The sequence below is a fragment of the bacterium genome, from assembly GCA_040753085.1.
Classification (GTDB): domain Bacteria; phylum UBA9089; class JASEGY01; order JASEGY01; family JASEGY01; genus JASEGY01.
The window spans coordinates 1-4223 of sequence record JBFMHI010000200.1 but is presented as its reverse complement, the minus strand read 5'-3'; the positions used below and the strand labels follow the sequence as shown (position 1 = coordinate 4223).

The 4223-nt window shown below is 46.7% G+C and carries 5 protein-coding genes; all 5 read left to right on the top strand.

What is annotated here, in order from left to right; translation table 11 throughout:
- Positions 1–812: 812 nt before the first annotated feature.
- Positions 813–1460 carry a protein-L-isoaspartate(D-aspartate) O-methyltransferase gene (locus AB1797_13390; GenBank protein MEW5768580.1) on the top strand — a complete coding sequence of 216 codons (648 nt, stop codon included), beginning with the start codon at positions 813–815 and terminating at the stop codon, positions 1458–1460.
- A gap of 54 nt (positions 1461–1514) precedes the next feature.
- Complete coding sequence (locus tag AB1797_13385; GenBank protein MEW5768579.1) at positions 1515–2420, top strand: phosphoribosylaminoimidazolesuccinocarboxamide synthase; 906 nt, start codon at positions 1515–1517, stop codon at positions 2418–2420.
- Positions 2421–2589: 169 nt separating this feature from the next.
- On the top strand, positions 2590–2841 hold the full coding sequence (gene purS / locus AB1797_13380) for a phosphoribosylformylglycinamidine synthase subunit PurS (GenBank protein MEW5768578.1): 252 nt from the start codon (positions 2590–2592) through the stop codon (positions 2839–2841).
- A gap of 255 nt (positions 2842–3096) precedes the next feature.
- Positions 3097–3621, top strand: a complete 525-nt coding sequence (locus AB1797_13375) for a hypothetical protein (GenBank protein ID MEW5768577.1) — start codon at positions 3097–3099, stop codon at positions 3619–3621.
- Between the two features lie 19 nt (positions 3622–3640).
- On the top strand, positions 3641–4021 hold the full coding sequence (locus tag AB1797_13370) for a CoA-binding protein (GenBank protein ID MEW5768576.1): 381 nt from the start codon (positions 3641–3643) through the stop codon (positions 4019–4021).
- Positions 4022–4223 lie beyond the last annotated feature (202 nt).

Sequence of the window (4223 nt, the reverse complement as noted above, 5' to 3'; positions counted from 1 at the left end):
TGCCAGATCCCCCTTGGGATATTTGTCTCGTTGTATTTATGCTTGTTTAGCTTTTTGTATCTTTCAAAGAATTGAAGAGAATTATCTAATGATTACAGGTTAAGTTTTCATATTCACGTTAATAAATGATCTGGTAATTGGTAACTACTCAAGACTAAGTTAATAAGCAGTTAGTTGGGGCAAAATTCCCTCTCCCTTGAGGGGAGAGGGATAGGGTGAGGGTGAAATTGGCGGGCAATATTATGGTAATAGGTGTTTGGTAGTCAACTCACTCCGATTAAATCCAGCCCCACCAGATCACCTATCATCAGTTCTCCAAAATAGTCCGACCTGTGAAATAGGTTTATACAAATATCCCCCAATAGAGGGTGAGAAGGTGAGAAAGAGAATAAACAGGTCGCTCCTCTGGAGCTAATTTGTTATGAGAGATATATTCTACAAACATGTCGCTCCTCTGGAGCTAACCTGAATAAAGCTCCGTAGGAGCAATCTGTTTGTAGTAATTTCGCAAAAGCAATATATTTGCAGCTCCGTAGGAGCGGCCTGTTTTTAGTAGTAGAGCTATCTATATCTATGGAAAGTTTCTTGTTCCTTATTTAAACCTATTTCACAGGTCGAAATAGTCCAGCTTGGCGAAAGTTCCGGCGCGGTTTTAGTTGGGTTCGAGGATTCAAGGGTTTAAGACCAGCCAGGAACCTAGGCCGTGTTGTCTTAGAGATTCTATGATGAACCGACTCAGTTTACTTTTCCTATCATTGTTTTTACTATCCAGCTTAGCATGTCTTCCACCCGGAAAAGATAAGGGGGTAGAAATGGAAGAAACTTATACTAATCTCAGGGAAGATATGGTCCGGGACCAGATTGAAGCCAGGGGTGTATCTGACCCGGCAGTCCTGGCCGCCATGCGGAAAGTTCCGCGACACGAATTTGTCCCCGAATATTTAAGAAGGCTTGCCTATCAAGACAGCCCCTTACCCATTGGCGAGGGGCAAACTATTTCCCAGCCTTACATCGTGGCCTTAATGACGGCGCTTCTAAACCTTAAGAAAGGCGAAAAGGTCCTGGAGATTGGGACAGGTTCAGGCTATCAGGCCGCTATCCTGGCCGAGATCTCTGATCAGGTCTACACCATCGAGATATTGGAACCACTAGCTGCCTCGGCTAAAGAGCGGCTGGGCAAGTTAGGCTATAAAAACATAGCGGTCCGATGTGGAGATGGTTATCAAGGCTGGTCGGAAGTCGCCCCCTTTGAGGCCATTATTGTTACGGCTGCCCCGGACCATATCCCCCAACCGCTGATTGATCAGTTGAAAATCGGCGGCCGGATGGTCATCCCGGTGGGCGAGGTGTTTCAAGAACTCCTTTTGATCAGAAAGACCGAGGCGGGGATTACTCAAAAGAGCGTCATCCCGGTTCGCTTTGTGCCTATGACTGGTGAGGCGGAGAAGAAAAGCCGATAGCCAATAGGGAGAATGACCCTATTGGCTAATGGCCGATGAGGAGGTGACCCAAAATTGAAAAAGTTAATTCATCAAGGATCAGTAAAGGATATCTATGAGCTCGGTGAGGGGCAGATAGAATTTTCTTTCAGCGACCGGATATCCGTGTTTGACAAACCCATTCCCAGCCTTATTCCTCATAAGGCTGAGACCTTATGTCGAACGGCCGTTCATTGGTTCGAAATCGCTGAGAAGTCCGGGATAGCTACCCACTTTATTGATCAAACCTCTCCAACCTCGATCCGGGTTAAGCAGGTAGATATTATTCCCGATTATGATAAACTCAACTCCAGGACCACCAATTACCTCATCCCCCTGGAATTTATCTCCAGGTATTATTTGGCCGGAAGTCTATTTGACCGCTTTAAAAAGGGAACCCTTAGTGAAGATGATCTTGGTTTCCAGACCGGACATGCCCCCCGATATGGTGAAAAGTTGCCTCAATCGTATCTGGAAATGAGCACCAAACTTGAGCAGGTTGACACCTTGCTTTCAGAAGAGAAGGCCCTGGAGATCTCCGGCTTGACCCCTGATGAGCTAAAAAAGATAAAAGAGACCATTCTTAAACTCGATGAGAAGATCAACCGGGGAGTAGAAAAGGGGGGCCTCATCCGGGCCGATGGCAAAAAGGAGTTTGGATTTGACCACCAGCGGCGGCTAATGTTGGTTGATGTCTTTGGCACGGCTGATGAAGATCGATTCTGGGATATGGATAAATATAAAGAGGGCCAATGTGTGGAACTCAGCAAGGAGTTCGTCAGACAATACTACCGGAGAATAGGTTATAAAGACGCCCTTTATGAGGCCCGCGACCGGGGAGAACCGGAGCCGGATATCCCACCGCTGCCGGCGGAGGTAATAAAAGATGTCAGCCGAATCTATATCGAACTATACGAGAGAATAACCGGGCAAATATTTTAGATGGCGGAGGGTAGCTTACGGATTGCGAATCGCGAATTGCGGATTGCGGATTTAAAAAATATCTGTAATTACTCAGCCACAAAGACACGAAGATTACAGAAGCCAATAGCCAATAGGCAATAGGGAAGAATGCCCTATTGGCTATTGGCTATGAGGAAAGGGAGATTAAATGTATCTGGCAAAAATCTATATTACCTTAAAGCAAGGTCTGCTTGATCCCCAGGGGGTAACCGTAAAGCATGCCCTGGACTCAATGGGCTATGCTGGCGTAGCCGAGGTCCGGTTTGGTAAATATCTTGAACTCAAGCTTAACTCCTCTGGCCAGGCTAAGGCAGAGGAAGAAGTCAAGGAGATGTGCGACCGGCTTTTAGCCAATCCGGTGATCGAAGACTATCGAATTGAGGTAACCGTTCAGGTATAGCTGCACGGATTAGCACGGATAAATAACACAGGACAGAAGGCGGAAGTGTAGGGACAGGGCTTGTCCCTGTCCGTGCTTGTCCATGTCCGTTCCGTAGACGGACAACCACAAGGGTTGTCCCTACAGCCTAAGGACAGACCCGAATCACGGACACGGCTCACGGATTTTCCGTGTTTCATCTGTGTGCATCTGTGGCTGAACGGTTACGAATTGAGTTAGCCGAAATCGGCTGATTTAAGAAAGGAGGTTGAAAATATGAGCAAGAAACCCTTAGCTTTATTGAAGTGGACAGCGATGGTTCTTTTAGTAGTCGGTTGTAGTCAGCAGCCGTCAAAGGATGTTACCGAGCTGAAACACTTTCCCATTGACAGCCTGGAGGGAATTATTACCCAGTCGGGCGTTCAGATCGATAAGGGGATTTCAAGCGATGGTAACGGCTCTTTGCAAATCATCGCCACAGAGCCTACCGTAGTCCGGTTATTTGAGACAGGTGACGTAGAAGTCGAGAATGCTTGTCTGATTTACCAGGCTAAAGTCCGCACCGAAGGTGTAGAAGGCCAGGTCTACCTGGAGATGTGGTGCCACTTTTCCGGCCAGGGAGAGTTCTTCTCTCGCGGTCTTCAGACGCCTCTGACCGGCACCACCGATTGGACCACAGAAGAGACCCCCTTCTTCTTGAAGAAGGGAGAAAACCCCGACAATGTGAAACTCAATTTGGTGGTCAATGGTAAGGGCACGGCCTGGATTGATGATATTCATCTCTTAAAAGGGCCGCTTTAATAGCGAAAGGAAGGGGAGATTGCAGGATCTGATTAAAGAGCTTTTGTCTCAAAAGAATTTTGCGGTGGTGGGTTCTTTCAAGAACGAATCCAAATATGCTTACCGAATTTTAAAAGACCTCACCCTGAAAGGGATGAAGGTCTATCCGGTTCATCCGCAATTAAAAGAAGTCGAGGGGATAAAATGTTATCCTACTGTTCTGGATATACCTATCGTAGTCGATGTAGTAGATATAGTCACCCCTCCTCAAGTAACGAAACAAATAGTGGAACAATGCGCCCAGCGAGGGATTAGCCGCGTCTGGATGCAGCCGGGGGCCGAAAGCCAAGAGGCCATCAAATTCTGTCAGGAGAACAAGATTAAGGTAGTGTATAATGCGTGTGTTATGTTGGGAAGATAGGCAATAGCCAATAACTTTGCCTGACGGCTGACACCTGAATCCTAATGGCTATTGTATCTACTCAAAATCAAGTTAAAAAAGTAAGCTCATTACAGATTATAGTGCTATGGGTTAAGTTTCATCTCCTTTTGTACCGACGACAGCGTTGGCATAAAAGCTTCCCCTCCCTTGATGGGAGGGGTTAGGGGAGGGTGAAATAAAC